Here is a 16,420-nt window from a genome sequence, read left to right as displayed (position 1 = left end):
CTCAAGGACTTTCATGACCACCCTTCAAAGCTACATCGCCGGCCGCTGGATCGGCAAGGAAAGCGCGCAGCAATTGCGCAGCGCCATCAACGGCAAACCCGTCGCGAGCACGCACGCCGAAGCGATCGACTTCGCCGAAGCGCTGCAGTACGCGCGCCGCACCGGCATCCCCGCGCTCATGAAGCTCGACTTCCAGCAGCGCGCCGAACGCCTGAGGGCGCTGGCCAAGTACCTCGCCGCGAACAAGGAAACGCTCTACGCGATCTCGGCCCACACCGGCGCCACGCGCGCCGACAGCTGGATCGACATCGAAGGCGGCGCCGGCACGCTGAGCGCCTATGCCGGCATCGGCTCCAACGAGCTGCCCTCGGGCAACCTCGTGCACGAAGGCCCGGCCTTCCCGCTCGGCAAGAAGGGCGGCTTTGCGGGCACGCACATCCTGGTGCCGCGCGGCGGCGTGGCGGTGCATATCAACGCATTCAACTTTCCGGTGTGGGGGCTGCTCGAGAAGTTCGCGCCCAGCTTCCTCGCGGGCATGCCGTGCATCGGCAAGCCGGCCTCGGCCACCAGCTACCTCACCGAGGCTGCGGTGCGGCTCATCGTGCAGTCGGGCATCCTGCCCGAGGGCAGCCTGCAGCTGGTGATCGGCGGCACGGGCGACCTGCTCGACCGGCTCGAAGGGCCGGACGTGGTCACCTTCACCGGCTCGGCCGACACCGCGGCCAAGCTGCGCGTGCATCCGAACATCGTGCGCCAGTCGATCCCGTTCAACGCCGAGGCCGACTCGCTCAACTGCGCGATCCTCGCGCCCGACGTGACGCCCGACGACGAGGAGTTCGATCTCTTCGTGAAGGAAGTGGCGCGCGAGATGACCACCAAGGCCGGGCAGAAGTGCACCGCGATCCGCCGCGCGATCGTGCCGCGCCAGCACCTCGATGCGGTGGCCGAGCGCCTGCGTGCGCGCCTGGCCAAGACCGTCATCGGCGACCCGTCGCGCGAAGAGGTGCGCATGGGCGCCCTCGCCTCGCATGCGCAGCAGGCCGACGTGGCCGAGCGCGTGGCCACGCTGCTGCAGGGCGCCGAGCTGGTCTACGGCGAACGCGACGGCTTCTCGCCCGTGGGCGACGGCGTGAGCGAAGGCGCCTTCTTCGCGCCCACGCTGCTGCTGAGCCGCAAGCCCCTCGAACACGATGCCGCGCACGACGTCGAGGCCTTCGGCCCCGTCAGCACGCTGATGCCGTATGACGGCATCGACGAAGCGCTGGCCCTGGCCGCACGCGGCCGCGGCAGCCTCGTCGGCACGCTGGTCACGCGCGACCCGGCCGTCGCGGCCAAGGCCATTCCAGTCGCCGCCGCATGGCATGGCCGACTGCTGGTGCTCGACCGCGAGGCTGCTGTCGAATCGACCGGCCACGGCTCACCGCTGCCGCAACTCAAGCACGGCGGCCCCGGCCGCGCGGGCGGCGGCGAAGAGCTCGGCGGCCTGCGCGCCGTCAAGCACTACCTGCAGCGCGCCGCGGTGCAGGGCTCGCCCACCATGCTGGCCGCGATCACCGGCGAGCATGTGCGCGGCGCGGCCGTGCGCGAGAGCGACGTCCATCCGTTCCGCAGCTACTTCGAAGACCTGCGCATCGGCGACTCGCTGCTCACCCACCGCCGCACCGTCGGCGAGGCCGACATCGTGGCCTTCGGCGGCATCTCGGGCGACTATTTCTACATGCACTTCGACGAGGTCGCGGCGAAGGAGTCGCCCTTCGGCAAGCGCATCGCGCACGGCTACTTCGTGCTGTCGGCGGCCGCGGGCCTGTTCGTCTCGCCCGCACCGGGCCCGGTGCTCGCCAACTACGGCCTGGACACGCTGCGCTTCGTCAAGCCCGTGGGCATCGGCGACACCATCCGCGCGCGCCTGACATGCAAGCGCAAGATCGACCGCAACAAGAAGGACGCGAGCGGCCAGGGCCAGGGCGTGGTGGCCTGGGATGTCGAGGTGACGAACCAGGATGGCGACGTGGTCGCGAGCTACGATATCCTGACGCTCGTCTCCAAGAAACCAGAAACCACCTGATGTTCGATCTCACGGGAAAAGTAGCGCTCGTCACCGGCGGCAACGGCGGCATCGGCCTCGGCATGGCCGAGGGCCTCGCGAAGGCCGGCGCGCGCGTCATCGTCGCGGCGCGCAATGCAGAGAAGTCGGCGGCCGCAGTGGAAGCACTCAAGGCCCTCGGCAGCGACAGCTTCGCGCTCGAAGTCGACGTGGCCGATGAAGCATCGGTGCAGAAGGCCATCGACGAAGCCGTCGCGCGCTGCGGCCGGCTCGACATCCTCTTGAACAACGCCGGCACCACGGTGCGCAAGCCCGTCGACCAGCTCTCGCTGGACGAGTGGCACAAGGTGATGAACACCAACCTCACGAGCGCATTCCTCTGCAGCCGCGCCGCGCACCCGCATCTGAAGAAGGCGGGCGGCGGCAAGATCATCAACATCGGCTCGATGATGTCGATCTTCGGCGCGCCCTATGCGCCGGCCTATGCCGCGAGCAAGGCGGGCATCGTGCAGCTGACCAAATCGACCGCGCTCTCGTGGGCAGCCGACAACATCCAGGTCAACGCGATCCTGCCCGGCTGGTTCGAGACCGAACTCACCGACGGCGCACGCAGCCAGATCCCGGGCCTTTACGACCGCGTGGTGGCCCGCGCCGCCGCCGGCCGCTGGGGCCAGCCGGCCGACATCGCCGGCACCGCGGTGTTTCTCGCGAGCCCTGCGTCCGACTATGTGACCGGCACGGCCATCCCCGTCGACGGCGGCTTCTCCATTTCTGGCTGAAGCCGGGCGGTCCGTGTAGATTCGGCCGCCATGCTCTTCTGGTTCCAGATCTTCCTTTTCGTTGCCGGCACCGCCGCGCTGCTCTACGTGTCGCGCGGGCCGTTGAGCCAGCCCGGCTCGCACGGCTTCTATCGCTTCTTCGCATGGGAATGCATGCTGGTGCTGATCGTGGTGAACCTGCCGGTGTGGCATGTCGATCCGTTCTCGGCCACGCAGATCCTTTCCTGCGTGTTCCTGGCGCTGTCGATCTGGCTGCCGATCCACGCGGTGCGCCTGCTCAAGGCTCAGGGCAGGCCCACCGATGCGCGCAATGACGATCCCGCGCTCTACGGTTTCGAGAAGACCTCCTCGCTCGTGACCTCGGGCGCCTTCCGCTACATCCGCCACCCGATGTACACCGCACTGATGCTGCTGGCCTGGGGCGCATTTCTCAAGCAGTTCACCTGGCTCACGCTGGCGCTGGTGCTGGCGGCGACGCTGCTGCTGGTGCTGACGGCGCTGCGCGACGAGAAGGAATGCCTCGCGCATTTCGGCGATACCTACCGCGACTACATGCGCGGCACGCGGCGCTTCATTCCGTTCGTGGTGTGAGCGCCGCAACCGTACATCGAGTCGTGCTGGCACTCTGGGCCGCGGTTGCGCTCGCCTCCCTGGGCGGATGTGTGCTGGCGCCTGCCGTCGTGCGCGCCTCGCAGCAGCCGTATCACAACAGGATGGATGCGCTGGAAGAGCGCTACGTGCAACTCCGGGCCGAGCGCAAGAACCTGGTCGCGGCGCTCGAAGGCATTTCCCCGGAAGAAGGCGCACCGCAGAGGGAGCGGCTGGCGGCGGTGAACGCTGAAATCCGGGAGGTTGCCTTGCAGCTCGATCTGCCTGTCTCCAACAAGTAGCTGCCGGCCCGAAGGTAATATCCGCGCCTCTTCCCCGGCGCCCTGACCTCTTCATGTCCTCTCCGAAACGCACGGCCTTTCCCTCCGCCGTGCAGGCCGTCCTGCTGTTCGTGGCGCTGTTTCTCTGCGAACTCGTCGTCGGCGCCGCGCTGAAGGATGCGAATGGCTGGCTCGGCCTGAACGGCATGCAGCTCGGCGTGCTTTCCACGGTGCTGGGCAACGGCTGCGTGTTCGCGGTGGTCATGCACTACCAGCAGCTCACCTACCGCCAGCTCTTCCACCAGTCGCCCATTTCCGCCCAGGCCACGCTGGTGCTGGTCGTGCCGCCGGTGCTGCTGCTCGTGCCCGCGCTGATGGTGACGGTGATGGCCGCGCTCAACCTGCTGACGTACGTCGCGCCGCTTTCGCCCTGGGAAGAATCGCTGTTCAGCCGCATGGCCGACGGCAGCATCGCCGCCACGCTGGCGGTGTGCGTCGTGGCGCCGCTGCTCGAGGAAATGCTGTTTCGCGGCATCGTGCTGCGCGGCTTTTTGAAGCGCTATGCACGGTGGCACGCGATCGTCGGCTCGGCGGTGCTGTTCGGGGCCGCACACCTGAACATCTACCAGTTCCTCGTCGGGCTGGTGCTGGGCACTGTTCTCGGCTGGCTCTATGAGCGCACCCGCTCGCTCATTCCGTGCGTCGCGCTGCATGCGGCCTACAACACCGGCACGATGTTCGTCGGCGACTGGCCCACGGATGCGTCGAGGGCGGACACGGCGTGGACCGTGCTGCTGGTCGTGGTGGCCGCCGTCGTGGGCTCGCTGGCCCTGCGGCGCATGCTGGTGACGCCGAAGGCGGGCAGGCGCAGGCTCTGAATCGCCAGCGCTACGGTTGGACCGGCGGCAGCGGCCGCGCATCCACCGCCTCGCCATCGACGATGAAGTGCCCGCCCGCCACATGGTGCAGCGTGCGCAATTCGTCGTGGCCGGTGAAGTTCCAGCGCCCGTTCTCGAACACGCGCGCGTCGGCCTGCGCGGCGATCACTTCGCCGAGGAAGAGGTCGTAGCGCTCCTGGATCGGCGGCTCGGGCAGCAGCCGGCATTCGAGCCAGGCCGCGCAGCCTTCGAGCAGCGGCGCCTCGGTCGCGGTGCCGGCAAAAGTCTCGAGGCCATAGGCCGCGAACTTGTCGCGCCCCGAGGTCTCGACGATCTCGCGGCCCGAGCTGTTGCCCAGCGCCTCCGTCAGGTCGAGCTGCGCGCGCGTGGGCACCTGCAGCACGAAGGTGCCCGCGCCTTCGAGCAGCACGCGCGTCCAGGTGCTCTTGTCGAGCACCACGGCCACCTTGGGCGGATCGAAATCGAGCGGCATCGCCCACGCGGCCGCCATGATGTTGCGCTGGCCGCCGTGCGCGGCGCTCACGAGGACGGTGGGGCCATGGTTGAGCAGGCGGTAGGCCTTGGCCAGCGGGACGGGGCGGCGGTGGGAGGCGTTCATGCGCGACAGCCTATCAAAATCGATGCCGCCGGCGATGTCAGGCCGCGGTCCGCCGGAACCTGCTAGCGTGGGCGCCGCCCACGTCCAGTCCAACTCCAGCCATCCGCTGCAGCCCAGGGAGATCGATGTCCCCACCCGCCCGCCAGGCAAGCCCCGCCGCCCGCCGCCCCGGCATCGCCGATCTCGTGGCGGGCGTTTCCATCGCGGGCCTGCTGCTGCCCGAGGCGGTGGCCTATTCGGGCATCGCGGGGTTGCCGCCGCAGGCGGGGGTGATCGCACTCTTCGCGGGCCTGCTGGTCTACGGCCTCTTCGGCAGCAGCCGCTTCGCCATCGTGTCCGCGACCTCGTCGTCGGCCGCGGTGCTGTTCGCCGCCACCACGTCGATTCCCGGTGTCGATGCCGCGACGCGGCTCGCGCTCGGCGCGGGCATCGTGCTGCTGGCCGGCATCTTCTTCGTCGTCGCCGGCATCGCCAAGCTCGGCGCAGTGTCCAGCCTCATCGCCAAGCCGGTGCTGCGCGGCTTCGCGCTCGGGCTGGCGCTCACCATCGTGGTCAAGCAACTGCCCAAGGTGCTCGCGGTGCAGCCGGCGCACAGCGATTTCTTCCGGCTCGCGGCCGGTCTTGCCGCCGACTGGCGGCACTGGAACCTCGCCGGCGCGGCCATGGCACTGGCCGCGCTCGTGCTGCTGCGCGGCCTGGCGCGCTGGCGCGCGGTGCCGGCGGCGCTGCTGGTGATCGTGGCCGGCATCGTGCTCGACGTGAATGGCCTGTGCCAGGCCTGGGGCATCGCGGCGGTCGGGCCGATCTCGCTCGACTTTTCGCATCCTCGCGTGCCGCAGCTCGACCGCGCCCAGTGGCTCAGCCTGGGCGAACTGGCCTTCGCGATGGCGCTGATCCTCTATGCGGAGTCCTACGGCTCGATCCGCACCTTCGCGATGCGCCACGGCGACAGCGTCTCGACCAACCGCGACCTGCTCGCGCTGGGCGGCGCCAACCTGCTCTCGGCGCTGTTCCATGGCATGCCGGTCGGCGCCGGCTACTCGGCCACTTCCGCCAACGAAGCCGCGGGTGCGCAAAGCCGCGCGGCCGGCATCGTGGCGGGCCTCGTGGTGCTGGTGGCGGTGCTCACGCTGCTGCCGTGGATCGCCCACACGCCCGAGCCGCTGCTGGCCGCCATCGTGATCCACGCGGTCGGCCACACGCTGAACCCCGCGGCGCTGCGGCCGTACTTCCAGTGGCGGCGCGACCGGCTGGTGGCGCTGGTCGCAGTGGCCGCGGTGCTGCTCCTGGGCGTGCTCGACGGCCTGCTCGCCGCCATCGGCGTGAGCCTGTTGCTGCTGCTGCGCGGCTTCTCGCGCACCACCGTCAGCTGGCTCGGCCGGCTGGGGCAGAGCCACGACTACGTCGACACGGCGCGGCACCCCGAGGCGGTGGTGCCGCCGGGCGTGCTGATCGCGCGGCCCGAGGTGCCGCTCTTCTTCGGCAACGCGGACGCGGTGTTCGCCGCGATCCGCGCCCGCATCGACGCAACGCCGGCGCTGCAGCGCATGGTGCTGAGCCTGGAGGAATCGCCCGACCTGGACGCCACCGCCATCGAGGCGCTGTGCGACTTCGCGGCCTACGTGCGCGTGCGCGAGGTTCGGCTCTCGCTCGCGCGCGTGAAGGACGACGTGCGCGACCTGCTCGCCAAGGTGAACTCGCCCGACCTGCATGCCCCGGTGTATGCGCCCTGGAGCGTGGACGACGCGGTGCAGCCGGGCGCCGACATTCCTTTGACCGATACTTCGCGCCCCTTGACTTCGGAACCTCGCCCATGACCCCCTCGAAAGCCAGCCAGACCGCCCTCGTCACCTCGCTGATGCGCGCAGTGCACACACGCAGCGATCCCGCGCCGCTGCTGGACGACCCATGGGGCGACCGCCTCGTGCCGGAGTCGGTACAGGCCGGCCTGCGCGAGCGGGCGCTCGCCCGGCTGGCCCCTGAGCTGCGCGCCGAGGCCGCGCCGGCCAAGGTGCTGGACGCCGCGATGCGCGCGAACGCGGCCTATCCCGGCGTCATCCTGCGAAGCCGCTACACCGAAGACATGCTGGAGGCCGCGGTCGCGCGCGGCATCACGCAGTACGTGCTCATCGGCGCGGGCTTCGACAGTTTTCTCTGCCGCCGCCCGGCCTGGGCCGAAGGGCTGCAGGTCTACGAAGTGGACCACCCCGCGACGCAGCAGTTGAAACGCGAGCGCCTGCAGCACTGCGGCATCGCCGAATCCGACGACGTGCATTTCGTGGCGGCGGACCTCTCCGAGGAAACGCTGCAGTCGGCCCTTGCGCGCTCTTCCTTCGATCCGACGCAGCCCACCTTCTTCTCGTGGCTCGGCGTCACCGTGTACCTCACGCGCGAAGCCAACCTCGCGACGCTGCGCACCATCGCCACCGTTGCGCCGGCGGGGAGCGAACTGGTCTTCACCTACATCGACGAAGCGGCGCTGCAACCCGGCCATGCGGGCACCGAGGGGTTCCGCAAGCTGCGAAGCGATGTGTCCTCCGTCGGCGAGGCCTTTCTCTCGGGCTTCGATCCGGCGACGCTCGATGCGCTGCTGCTGGAGACCGGCCTGGTGCTGACGGAAGACCTGGACGGCGAAGAGACCGTGGCCCGATACGACGCGGCGGGCGTCAACGGCCTGGAGCGGGCTGGCGCGGGGCACATCGCCCATGCACGCGTCGTCAGCGAGACGCCGCGACACTTCTCGCCCTAACCGGCGAGGAAATCCGGCTGGCGGAATTTCTTCTCCAGGAACTGCCCGTTGGCCACCAGCGCGGCCGCGTCGCTGGACGCCACGTTGGCCACGATCTCGCGCAGCTTGCCGTCGAGCAGACCGAGTTGCTCGCCGAGCAGCTGCCGCGCGGTCTTGCCGTCCTTCACCGCATGGGTCATGCGGAATGCCGGCGGCAGCGCCACGTAGTTGGCCAGCGTCTCGGGCAGGTAGCGCAGCACGGTCTCGCGCACGGTGAACAGGTCGTCGCCATTCGAGCGAGCGCCCACCAGGCGGGGCAGCACCTCGCCGACCGAGCCGCGCACGTTGTCGAGGCTCTTGCGCATCTCTTCGGTGAGGTGCGGCTGGGCTTGCGCGACCACGCGGTCCAGGCGCTCCAGCGTCTGCTCCACGCTCAGGGTGTCCTCGATCCGGCGCTCGAGTTCGGGAGTCTTGCGGCCCAGCAGCCAGCCGGCGACATACAGGCCCGCGGTGATCAGCAACCAGCCCCGGTCGATGACGCCGGCAAACAGCAGCGCCGGCCCCACGAGCGCCAGTGCGCAGCCCAGGATGTTGGCGTTGCCGTAGAGAAACAGCAGCGCCCGCAGCTTCAGCGAACGCTCCGGCATCACTGGTAGCCCCGGATTTCCTTGAACACCTGGCCGAGCTGGAGCTTGCGGCCGTCGAATTCCCGCCCGCCCGAGAGCTGCGCGATTTGCTGCATCTCCGATGCATTGGCCTCGCCGAACAGGATCGGGAAGATGCGCGCCGGAATGCCGTTCGCCGCATAGCGGTCGCGGAACTCGTGGGCCTTGAGGCCCGAGTTGTTCTCGCCGTCGGTCAGCAGCACGATGCTCACGAAGCGGTCGGGCTCGCGCTGCTGCTCCTGGCGGGCGAGGTCCTCGGCGGCCGCCAGCGCGGAGTAGATCGCCGTGCCGCCGTCGGCCGTCATCGCGTCGGCCAGGCGGCGCAGTTCGGTGCGTGCCGCGGCAATGCCCTCGCCTTCGAAGCGCACCCACACGGGTGGCGACACCCGGCTTGCGAAGGTGATCAGCACCACGCGCTCGCGGCTCTGGAAGGCGCTGTAGCGCGTGCTCGCCGTGCCGGCGGCATCGGCGCCGGAGAGCAGCTTCAGGGCCTCGCGCATCGAGGCCAGGCGCGTGCCCTGCATCGAGCCGCTGAGGTCGAGCACGAAGATCGAGGTGGCGGGCTTGCGCCATTGCGACTGGTAGGTGCCGAGCACCACATCGATCACGTCCAGCCGGTTGGGAAAACCCAGCTCGGCCACGGCGGCGGTGGGCAGTTGCGCCGATGCGGCCACCTCGGGGTTGGCCGGACGCAGGAAGGCCGCGGACAAGGCATCGCGCTGGAAGGGCGCGGCCTTGAGCGTGGCCACCAGCTGGTTGTAGGCCTCGCGCTTGCCGGCGTTGAGCAGCATCAGCGGATAGTCGGCCGAGATCATGCCGTCGCGCGGGTAGATCAGCAGGAGTTGGTCGGCCGCGGGCAGCTTCTCGTTGGCGCGCAGGATCACTGCCTCGTAGTTCACCATCGCGTCGATGGCGGACGGGTCCTTGATGTAGGCCTCGGCCAGCCACCCCGAGCTGCCCGCGGTGAGCTTCTGGCCCGAGAGGAAGGCCTTGAGCGTTTTCTCGTCCACGTCCTGCGCGCCCAGGTCTTCGGTCTTGCCGGCCAGCGCCGAGGCCACCGCGAACAACGCGCTCATGCCGGTGTTGGAACTGGTGGCGTTGGTCATGCCGTAGCGCAACTGTCCGGCGCCCGCGGCCTTGGCGATTTCGGCCCAGCCGGGCGGGCGCTTGTTCCAGCCGAGCTGGGCCGCCTTGGCCTTCTTCACGCCCAGCGCAATGCGCGAATAGAAGAGCTTGTCGCGCGCGAGCGGCTTGGCCTGCAGCGCGAGCGCGGGGTACGCGCCGTTGGGCGGCAGGATCGCGTCGAAGCGCTCGCCGGCATTGATGCGCTCGACGATGTCCAGCGTGCCCGCGTACGAGAGCTTCACCTCCACGCCCGCCGCTTTGGCGGCATCGACGATGGGACCTTCGAGGTCCTTCAGCTCCGAGCCGGCGAGGATGGTGAAGGCGGCATCCGGCGTGGCCGCCGGCACGTTCTTCGCGGCCTGCGGATCGTCGTCGCCACAGGCCACGAGGCCGGTGGCCAATGCAAGGAGCGCCAGCAGCCAACGCACACGCGAAAGGATCACAGCGAAACCTCTCCACGCGGCTGCTGCAGCGCCTCGGTGGTTTCCTGGCGGCGCACGCGGTCCAGGTAGGTGCGGCTCTTGGCGACTTCGTGGGTCAGCGTGTCCACCGTGGTCTGCATGGAATCGAGCGCGCGGCTCTTGAAGTCGGCGATGGTGTCCATCGTCTGGTAGATGTTGGCAAAGGCCTGCTGCAGCTTGGCGATCTCGATGGTGCTCGAGGCTGCCTGCTGGTGGATGGCGCTGCTCTGGTCGCGCAGCATCTCGCTGGTGCTGGCGATCAGGTTGCCGGTGGTGGCATTGAGCGCGCTGATCTGGTCGAGCACCAGCTTCTGGTTGGAGAGCGCCTGCGCCACGATCACGGCGGTGCGCAGCGCGGCCACCGTGGTGGTGGTGGCGCGGTCCACGCCCTTCATCAGCTCCAGGTTGTTCTTGCGGATCATGTCCAGCGCGAGATAGCCCTGGATGTTCACCGCGAGCTGGGTCAGAAGGTCGGTCACCTTCTGGCGCGAATAGAACAGCATTTCCTCCCGCACCACGCGGGCCTTCTCGGGGTCGCTCACCTCCAGTTCGCGCGCCTTGGCATCGAGCCGGCTGTCCAGCGCCTTGCCGATGTGCACGTATTTCTCGAGCCGCTCCATCAGTGTCCAGAGATTGACTTTCTCCTGCTCGATGGCGGTGTTGTCGCGCAGCAGTTCGTCCTTGCCGCGCTTGAGCGATTCGATGATCGCGTTCAGGTGCGTCTGCGACGACTGGTAGCGTTCGAAGTACGCCAGCAGCTTGTTGCCCAGCGGAATGATGCCCAGCAGCTTGCGCGCCGAGAACAGGTCGCCCTGCTTCGACGGGTCCAGGTCCTCGACCTGGTGGCGCAGGTCGATCAGCGACTGGCCGATCTGCGCGCCCTTGTCAAAGAGGCCGTTGCGCAGCGAACCCACGGGTCGATCGAGCATGCGGTTGGAGACCGAGGCCGAAGCCTCGATGTCCTTGTTGCCCATCGAATGGATGCGCTCCACTGCTTCCTTGAACTGCGGATGCTGGCTGTCGTGCGCGGTGATGTCGTCGATGAAGCGCGCCACCTGCGCGTCGAGCTCGGCCACGTCCTCGGGCTTCAGGCGCACCTTGCCGCTGGCGGACTCCACCGGCACCGGCGCGACCGCGGCGGGCGGCTCCAGGGTGAAGGCCTGCGGCGGCAGGAGTTCAACCGGCGCGGGCGCCGTGGTGGTGGTTGCGGTGACAGGCGCGTTCATTGGAAGTGTTCCTTGGTTCATTACTTGAAGCGGGCCTCGATGGCCGTGATCATTCGTTCGAGCCACTCGAAGCTGGGCGGATCGATCACGTCGACCAGCACCTCGGGCACCTTCACGCCGCGCGCGGCCCAGGTCTCGGGGCCCTTGGTGTCGCCGCCGGTGCGGTAGCCGTATTCGTGCGCCAGCTCGCGCAGCGCCGGATCGTTCTCGAGCGCCGCGCCCAGCCGCGCGCCGCCGGGCGTGTAGGGCACGAGCACATGCTTGGAGAAGACCGTGGGCTTGGGGTAGAGCAGCACCATGTCGCTCTTGAGGCGGTCGGGGTTCTTGAGCCAGAACTCGACCATCTGCGATTCGTAGGCCACCAGGAGCGGCGCCTTGCCCATGCCGAGCGCCAGGTAGTCCTCGAACGGCCCGGAGGACGACTGCTCCTGGAAGCCCTGGCGCAGGAACAGCGGCGCGACGACAGGCAGCACCCGGGCCACGTCGTCCTGGCTCTGCACGATCTGCTGGCTGTTGGCCAGGTAGCTCGCGAGCGCCAGGTACATCGCCGCCGAGTTGGAGGTGCGCACGTCGGTCGAATTGATCAGCAGCGACTTGCTGGTGGAGAAGGCGCTGCTGGCCTTGAGCTCTTTCCAGCGCGTGCCCTTCTCGATCATGGCCATCAGCCCCGGCAGGTCGACCACGTAGTAGAAGTCGCCCTGTTTCGCGGCAATGCCGTTGGCCACCAGGATCTCGGCAATGGGCCGCCAGCTGGCCAGCACGATGGGCGTGTAGAACGGGTTGAAGACGTTCGGCGCCTTGGCCAGTGTCTTGAGCTGCTGCGCCGCGGGCGCGCCCGAGGGAAAACCGAAGTCGAGCTTGCTCGCGTCGTAGCGGTTCGCAATGGCCCGCGACCCGGCTTTCTCGACCGTGACGGTGATGCCTTGCGCGGCCAGCGCCTTCTGCACGCGCGGGTCGGCGAAGAAGGTTTCCTTCTCGGAGCCGATCAGGCCGCGCAGCGTGACCTGCTTGTCCTGCTCGATGCGCGCCGCCGCCGCGGTGGCCGACTCATCGTGCAGGCGGGTATTCGAATACCAGACTCCGGACCCGACCGCGGCCAGCAGGACCACGGCCAGCACCGGCGCGATCAGTTTTCGAATTTCCAAGTCCCATGCTCCTCTGACCCTCTGTAGCGGGGCTGAGAAACATCCTACTGACGCAATATGACAGTGCTGTCACACAACGGTCGCAATCTCCCGTGTGCTGCCCGCACCCGGCTACAGCTGGCCGGATTTTTCCCGCGTGGCGGTCGCGGGAACCCACATCACCAAGGGCCGAAGCCAGCGCGGGCGCCAGCTCAGCGTGAACGTCACGACCAGCGCCGCGCCGGCGAGCGTCATGAACCAGACCAGCGAGGCCATCGAGACATGGTCCGCGCGAAGGCACAGCAGGAGCGATCCGAGCAGGCATGCGGCACCCAGGGCGCGCAGCAGCCGGACCATGCGCGGGGAACACTGCGGATCGGTGCGCACCTGCTCCCAGTGCACATCCATCGACAACGCGAGAAGGCCTGCACCGGCAATGCTGGCGGCCACGGCGGCGAAGAGAAGCATGGCGTCAGGCACCGGCGGCCGAGGTGTTGTTGTCGGGCGTGAATCGCGCGGAGGCGGCCATCGCCGCCTCGGCACGGCGCTTGAGCATGCGTGCGGCCACCACGGCGAGCGCGGCGCTCGCGAGCAGGGAAAGATCGACGCCCGCCACCGGCCAGTAGCCGGCGCCGATGGTGCGCAGCAGATGGTCGCCCGTGGTGATCCAGTTGAGCAATACCGCTGCCACGGCCAGCACGGCGGCGGCCCAGCACTGCTCGGCCCAAGCGGGCGACAGGCGGCCTTCGGCGGTGGGCGCGGTGCGCCAGATGCCATGTGCGAAAGCCAGCAGCCAGGCGCCCAGGAAGACGCCCTTCTCCCAGCTGCCGCGCAGCGGCAGGCTGTCGGGCAGCAGGCGATTGGCCACAAGCATGGCGAAGGTCGCGACCAGGAGGCCGGTCACGGTGGCGACCGCGCAGGCATCCACCCAGCGCGCGCCGCTCACGCCCTGCTTGGCGTGCTGGCGCTTGCGCTTTTCCACGAAGAAGATGAAGCCGGTGGCGATGCACGCGCAGCCCGACAACCCGCCGAGCACGTACAGCCAGCGCAGCAGCCAGTGCTCGAAATGCTGCAGGTGCAGGCCGGTCAGAAAGTCCACGATGCCGGCCACGACCGTCGGCGGCGGGTCTTCACGGACCACCTCGCCCGTGGATCCCTTGAAATGAATGCCTTCGCCGGTGAGGGTGACGCGGTCGCTGCCCGCGCGATAGACGCTCACGTAGGCGTTCGCATCGTTCACGTGCTGCACCACGAGCATGCCGACCTCGCCCGCCACGTCGCGGGCGGCCCAGCGTCGCTTGGCCTCGGCCACCATGGCGTCCACCGACGCCAGCGTGCCGGGGACACCGGCGCGGTCGTGCGGCAGTCCGGTCTTCTTCGCGTCGAGCTTTTCGTGCAGTTCGTGCAGCGGCTCCAGCTGGGTGTGCGTGACCGGGAAATAGACGCCCGCGAAGACCACCAAGCCCGACAGCGCGAAGATGAAGTGGAAGGGCAGCGCCACCACGCCCGTCAGGTTGTGAAGATCGAGTGCGCTGCGCTGGGTGTGCTTGGCCGGACGGAAGGTGAACAGCTCGCGGAAGATCTTGCGGTGCATCACCACGCCGCTCACCAGCGCCACCAGCATCACGAGCGCCGCGAGGCCGACGATCCAGGTGCCCAGGTTCAGCCAGTCGAGGTGCAGGCTGTAGTGCAGCGGGTAGAAGAACTCGCTGCCGAGCTTGAGCCTGTCTTCAGGCAGCGACGTGCCCACGCGCGGGTCGATGGTGCGCTGGCCGAAGACGCTGTCTTCGGGATCCTTCGCGTTGGGCAGCGTGAAGTTCGCGTACAGGCTCAGCACCGGATCGCGATGGGTGGTGTAGGCGGTCCACTGCTTGGGGCTGAAGCTCTCGGCCATCGGCCCGTTCACGCGGCTGCGCGCCTCGTCGATGCTTTGCGCGGTGGGCTTGATGTCCTGGAAGATGGGCAGCAGCATGCGATCGAAGGACGGCATCGGCTGCGGATCGAAACGGGTTTCGGGGATCGCCCAGCGATCGATCTCGCGGTCGAACACCGACAGCGAGCCGAAGAAGAACACCACCATCAGAACGAAGCCCAGCGTCAGGCCGAACCAGGTGTGCAGCCAGGCCATGGACAGCCGGAAGTTCTGAAACACGGGAAAGCTCCTGGAGAAAAAGGATCCGCCGCTCAGAGCAGCGCCAGCTGCACGAGCGAGGCCGCACCGGTCATGACGAGCCCGCCGCCCATCAGCACGAGCCACACGCGCGTGAGGCTGCCGGCCGCGAAGGCCCAGAGGAATGCGACCAGGAACACGAGGAAGGCCAGCATGCTGCTGAGCGACTCGGCGTCGTGGAAGGGCATGCCGGCGCTGAACAGGAGGCCGACGCCCAGCGCGACGAATCCCCAGCAGAAGATGTAGCCGCCCAGCACACCGGCAGCAATGCGGGAGACGACGTGGACGGTGGAGACAGCGCTGCGGGCCATGGCTTGGACGGGACGGATTGCGGGCACGAGCCCAATGAGAATCGCTCGCATTATCCCCGATGCGAGCGACGATCCCGTCGATCAACCCTACGGCGCGGACTTGGATACCCAGGTCACAAGCCGGCCGCGATTTCCTCTGTGACCTTCAGGAAGCGCGCCACATCGGCCATCGAATGGCAGTGCAGCGGCGAGACGCGCACCGTGCCGGCGAGCCCGAAGGACTCGAGCATCCGCTTCGAATAGATGCTGGTCGCCACGCGTTCGTACACCGTGACGCCGCGCTTGCCGTACTCGACCACGGCCTGCGTGCAGTCGATGCGGTCGAAACCGATGCCCAGGATCAGGTCGCGCTTGGTCAGGTCTTCGTGATCGAGGAACACTTCGACGCCCCGCATCTCGCGCAGGCCGGTCGCATCGCCGGTCGCATCGCCGGTGCCGTCGAGCAGCGCGGCGAGCAGCGCGCGTTCATGCAGTTCGATGCGCCCGATGCCTTCGACGAACAGTGCGCGGCGCTCCGTGGCTTCGGTGAATTGACCACCGATCCAGCAGACGTAGTCGACGATCTCCGTGAGCGCCGCAAACTGCCACGGCGCGGAGCTGCCGAGGTCCCAGAAGTCCGGCTTCTTGCCCGCGAGCTTGTGGTGCGGCAGCACGGCCGCGCGGTCCGACACCCACGAGAGCCCCGAGCCGCGGCAGCCGAAGAACTTGTAGGGCGCGAGGTTGATGCCGTCCACCGGCGTCTTCTGCAGGTCGATGAGGCCGTGCGGCGCATGCTGCACCGCATCCACGAGGATGTAGAGGTCGGGCTTGATGGCGCGCGCGCGGCGCACGATCTCGGCCATGTCGAGCTTCGCGCCCGAGATGTTCGAGGCGTAGATCACGTTGAGGAGGCACGTGTCCTTGTCGACGAGGCGCACGATCTCCTCCACATCGACGCCGCCCGTCACCGGGTTGCTCTGTGCCACGCGCAGCTCGCGGCCGAGCCGACCGGCGTAGAGGCTCATCGCATCGAAGGCCGAAGGATGTTCGAGCACCGTCGTGACCATGTTCGTGCCCGGCACGTTCTCGGCCACCGCGCGCACCATGTCGAACATGGCGCCCGAGGCGGTGAGCGAGGCATACACGCTGCCGCCCTGCGCATTGAGCACGGTGCGCAGGTCTTCGGCCGCCTTCGCCTGGATCTGCTGCAGCTCGACCGCGGTCGCGTGGATGCGCTCCGCGTTGTCGGGAATCGCATCGACTGCTGCGAAGCGCTCGACCGCGGCCTTGAGCCGGAACGAGCCGCCGGCGTTGTCGAAGTAGAGGCGTTCGCGGCCGTGGTGGTCGTGGTCGACGAGCAGGAAGCGCGCCTTCACCTCGCGCATCAGCGCATCGGAAAACGCGAGGCCGCGGGGGTGGTTCTCAAGCGTGGTGGCCATGTA

Annotated in this window: 16 protein-coding genes; 7 read left to right on the top strand and 9 right to left on the bottom strand. The window is 68.5% G+C overall.

Annotated elements, in window-relative coordinates; all coding sequences use genetic code 11:
- Positions 1–13 precede the first annotated feature (13 nt).
- From paaZ to GNX71_RS06575, 5 genes are read left to right on the top strand one after another with little or no spacing between them, the layout of a single operon-like run.
- Complete coding sequence (paaZ, locus tag GNX71_RS06595) at positions 14–2,065, top strand: phenylacetic acid degradation bifunctional protein PaaZ (RefSeq protein WP_206177575.1); 2,052 nt, start codon at positions 14–16, stop codon at positions 2,063–2,065.
- A complete protein-coding gene (locus GNX71_RS06590) occupies positions 2,065–2,823 on the top strand; it encodes a glucose 1-dehydrogenase (protein WP_206177574.1) in 759 nt (252 codons plus the stop codon). Before paaZ ends, GNX71_RS06590 begins: the two co-directional genes overlap by 1 nt.
- 30 nt (positions 2,824–2,853) lie before the next feature.
- The gene (locus GNX71_RS06585; protein ID WP_206177573.1) at positions 2,854–3,414 is read left to right on the top strand and encodes an isoprenylcysteine carboxylmethyltransferase family protein; all 561 of its coding nucleotides are present in this window, start codon (positions 2,854–2,856) and stop codon (positions 3,412–3,414) included.
- Between the two features lie 23 nt (positions 3,415–3,437).
- Positions 3,438–3,713, top strand: coding sequence for a hypothetical protein (locus tag GNX71_RS06580; RefSeq protein WP_206177572.1), 276 nt, complete (start codon positions 3,438–3,440; stop codon positions 3,711–3,713).
- A gap of 53 nt (positions 3,714–3,766) precedes the next feature.
- Positions 3,767–4,570, top strand: coding sequence for a CPBP family intramembrane glutamic endopeptidase (locus GNX71_RS06575; RefSeq protein ID WP_206177571.1), 804 nt, complete (start codon positions 3,767–3,769; stop codon positions 4,568–4,570).
- Positions 4,571–4,580: 10 nt separating this feature from the next.
- On the opposite strand, the gene GNX71_RS06570 is transcribed toward GNX71_RS06575, so the two are convergent.
- On the bottom strand, positions 4,581–5,189 hold the full coding sequence (locus tag GNX71_RS06570; protein ID WP_206177570.1) for a flavin reductase family protein: 609 nt from the start codon (positions 5,187–5,189) through the stop codon (positions 4,581–4,583).
- 125 nt (positions 5,190–5,314) lie between these two features.
- Between GNX71_RS06570 and GNX71_RS06565 the strand changes: the two genes are divergently transcribed.
- Entirely contained in the window at positions 5,315–7,006 is a 1,692-nt protein-coding gene (locus GNX71_RS06565) for a SulP family inorganic anion transporter (RefSeq protein ID WP_241027185.1), read from the top strand.
- Positions 7,003–7,938, top strand: a complete 936-nt coding sequence (locus GNX71_RS06560; RefSeq protein ID WP_206177569.1) for a class I SAM-dependent methyltransferase — start codon at positions 7,003–7,005, stop codon at positions 7,936–7,938. Before GNX71_RS06565 ends, GNX71_RS06560 begins: the two co-directional genes overlap by 4 nt.
- Here GNX71_RS06560 and GNX71_RS06555 read toward each other — a convergent pair.
- The 8 genes from GNX71_RS06555 to GNX71_RS06520 all read right to left on the bottom strand — a co-directional run bounded on the left by GNX71_RS06555 (position 7,935) and on the right by GNX71_RS06520 (position 16,417).
- Positions 7,935–8,564 carry a hypothetical protein gene (locus GNX71_RS06555; protein WP_206177568.1) on the bottom strand — a complete coding sequence of 210 codons (630 nt, stop codon included), beginning with the start codon at positions 8,562–8,564 and terminating at the stop codon, positions 7,935–7,937. The two genes, GNX71_RS06560 and GNX71_RS06555, sit on opposite strands and share 4 nt — an antisense overlap.
- Entirely contained in the window at positions 8,564–10,150 is a 1,587-nt protein-coding gene (locus GNX71_RS06550; RefSeq protein WP_206177567.1) for a VWA domain-containing protein, read from the bottom strand. The genes GNX71_RS06555 and GNX71_RS06550 overlap by 1 nt, the downstream gene beginning before the upstream one ends.
- Positions 10,147–11,394 carry a toxic anion resistance protein gene (locus tag GNX71_RS06545; protein ID WP_206177566.1) on the bottom strand — a complete coding sequence of 416 codons (1,248 nt, stop codon included), beginning with the start codon at positions 11,392–11,394 and terminating at the stop codon, positions 10,147–10,149. The genes GNX71_RS06550 and GNX71_RS06545 overlap by 4 nt, the downstream gene beginning before the upstream one ends.
- A gap of 20 nt (positions 11,395–11,414) precedes the next feature.
- Positions 11,415–12,539 (bottom strand): hypothetical protein, encoded by a 1,125-nt coding sequence (locus GNX71_RS06540; protein WP_206177565.1) that lies wholly within the window; start codon positions 12,537–12,539, stop codon positions 11,415–11,417.
- Between the two features lie 111 nt (positions 12,540–12,650).
- Positions 12,651–12,986: a DUF3325 domain-containing protein gene (locus GNX71_RS06535; RefSeq protein ID WP_206177564.1), complete on the bottom strand. Its 336-nt coding sequence runs from the start codon at positions 12,984–12,986 to the stop codon at positions 12,651–12,653.
- Between the two features lie 4 nt (positions 12,987–12,990).
- A complete protein-coding gene (locus tag GNX71_RS06530) occupies positions 12,991–14,670 on the bottom strand; it encodes a PepSY-associated TM helix domain-containing protein (protein WP_206177563.1) in 1,680 nt (559 codons plus the stop codon).
- Positions 14,671–14,702: 32 nt separating this feature from the next.
- Positions 14,703–14,999, bottom strand: coding sequence for an iron uptake protein (locus tag GNX71_RS06525; protein ID WP_206177562.1), 297 nt, complete (start codon positions 14,997–14,999; stop codon positions 14,703–14,705).
- A 113-nt stretch (positions 15,000–15,112) separates the two neighbouring features.
- Positions 15,113–16,417 carry an aminotransferase class V-fold PLP-dependent enzyme gene (locus GNX71_RS06520; protein ID WP_206177561.1) on the bottom strand — a complete coding sequence of 435 codons (1,305 nt, stop codon included), beginning with the start codon at positions 16,415–16,417 and terminating at the stop codon, positions 15,113–15,115.
- Positions 16,418–16,420 lie beyond the last annotated feature (3 nt).

Source organism: Variovorax sp. RKNM96 (assembly GCF_017161115.1).
Classification (GTDB): domain Bacteria; phylum Pseudomonadota; class Gammaproteobacteria; order Burkholderiales; family Burkholderiaceae_C; genus Variovorax.
Note: the sequence above shows the minus strand (reverse complement) of the source record. Positions and strands in the feature narration are given on the sequence as shown.

Coding starts and splice junctions, on each gene's coding strand:
- paaZ (WP_206177575.1), top strand. CDS start 14: ATGACCACCCTTCAAAGCTACATCGCCGGCCGCTGGATCGGCAAGGAA.
- GNX71_RS06590 (WP_206177574.1), top strand. CDS start 2,065: ATGTTCGATCTCACGGGAAAAGTAGCGCTCGTCACCGGCGGCAACGGC.
- GNX71_RS06585 (WP_206177573.1), top strand. CDS start 2,854: ATGCTCTTCTGGTTCCAGATCTTCCTTTTCGTTGCCGGCACCGCCGCG.
- GNX71_RS06575 (WP_206177571.1), top strand. CDS start 3,767: ATGTCCTCTCCGAAACGCACGGCCTTTCCCTCCGCCGTGCAGGCCGTC.
- GNX71_RS06570 (WP_206177570.1), bottom strand. CDS start 5,189: ATGAACGCCTCCCACCGCCGCCCCGTCCCGCTGGCCAAGGCCTACCGC.
- GNX71_RS06565 (WP_241027185.1), top strand. CDS start 5,315: ATGTCCCCACCCGCCCGCCAGGCAAGCCCCGCCGCCCGCCGCCCCGGC.
- GNX71_RS06560 (WP_206177569.1), top strand. CDS start 7,003: ATGACCCCCTCGAAAGCCAGCCAGACCGCCCTCGTCACCTCGCTGATG.
- GNX71_RS06555 (WP_206177568.1), bottom strand. CDS start 8,564: ATGCCGGAGCGTTCGCTGAAGCTGCGGGCGCTGCTGTTTCTCTACGGC.
- GNX71_RS06545 (WP_206177566.1), bottom strand. CDS start 11,394: ATGAACGCGCCTGTCACCGCAACCACCACCACGGCGCCCGCGCCGGTT.
- GNX71_RS06535 (WP_206177564.1), bottom strand. CDS start 12,986: ATGCTTCTCTTCGCCGCCGTGGCCGCCAGCATTGCCGGTGCAGGCCTT.
- GNX71_RS06525 (WP_206177562.1), bottom strand. CDS start 14,999: ATGGCCCGCAGCGCTGTCTCCACCGTCCACGTCGTCTCCCGCATTGCT.
- GNX71_RS06520 (WP_206177561.1), bottom strand. CDS start 16,417: ATGGCCACCACGCTTGAGAACCACCCCCGCGGCCTCGCGTTTTCCGAT.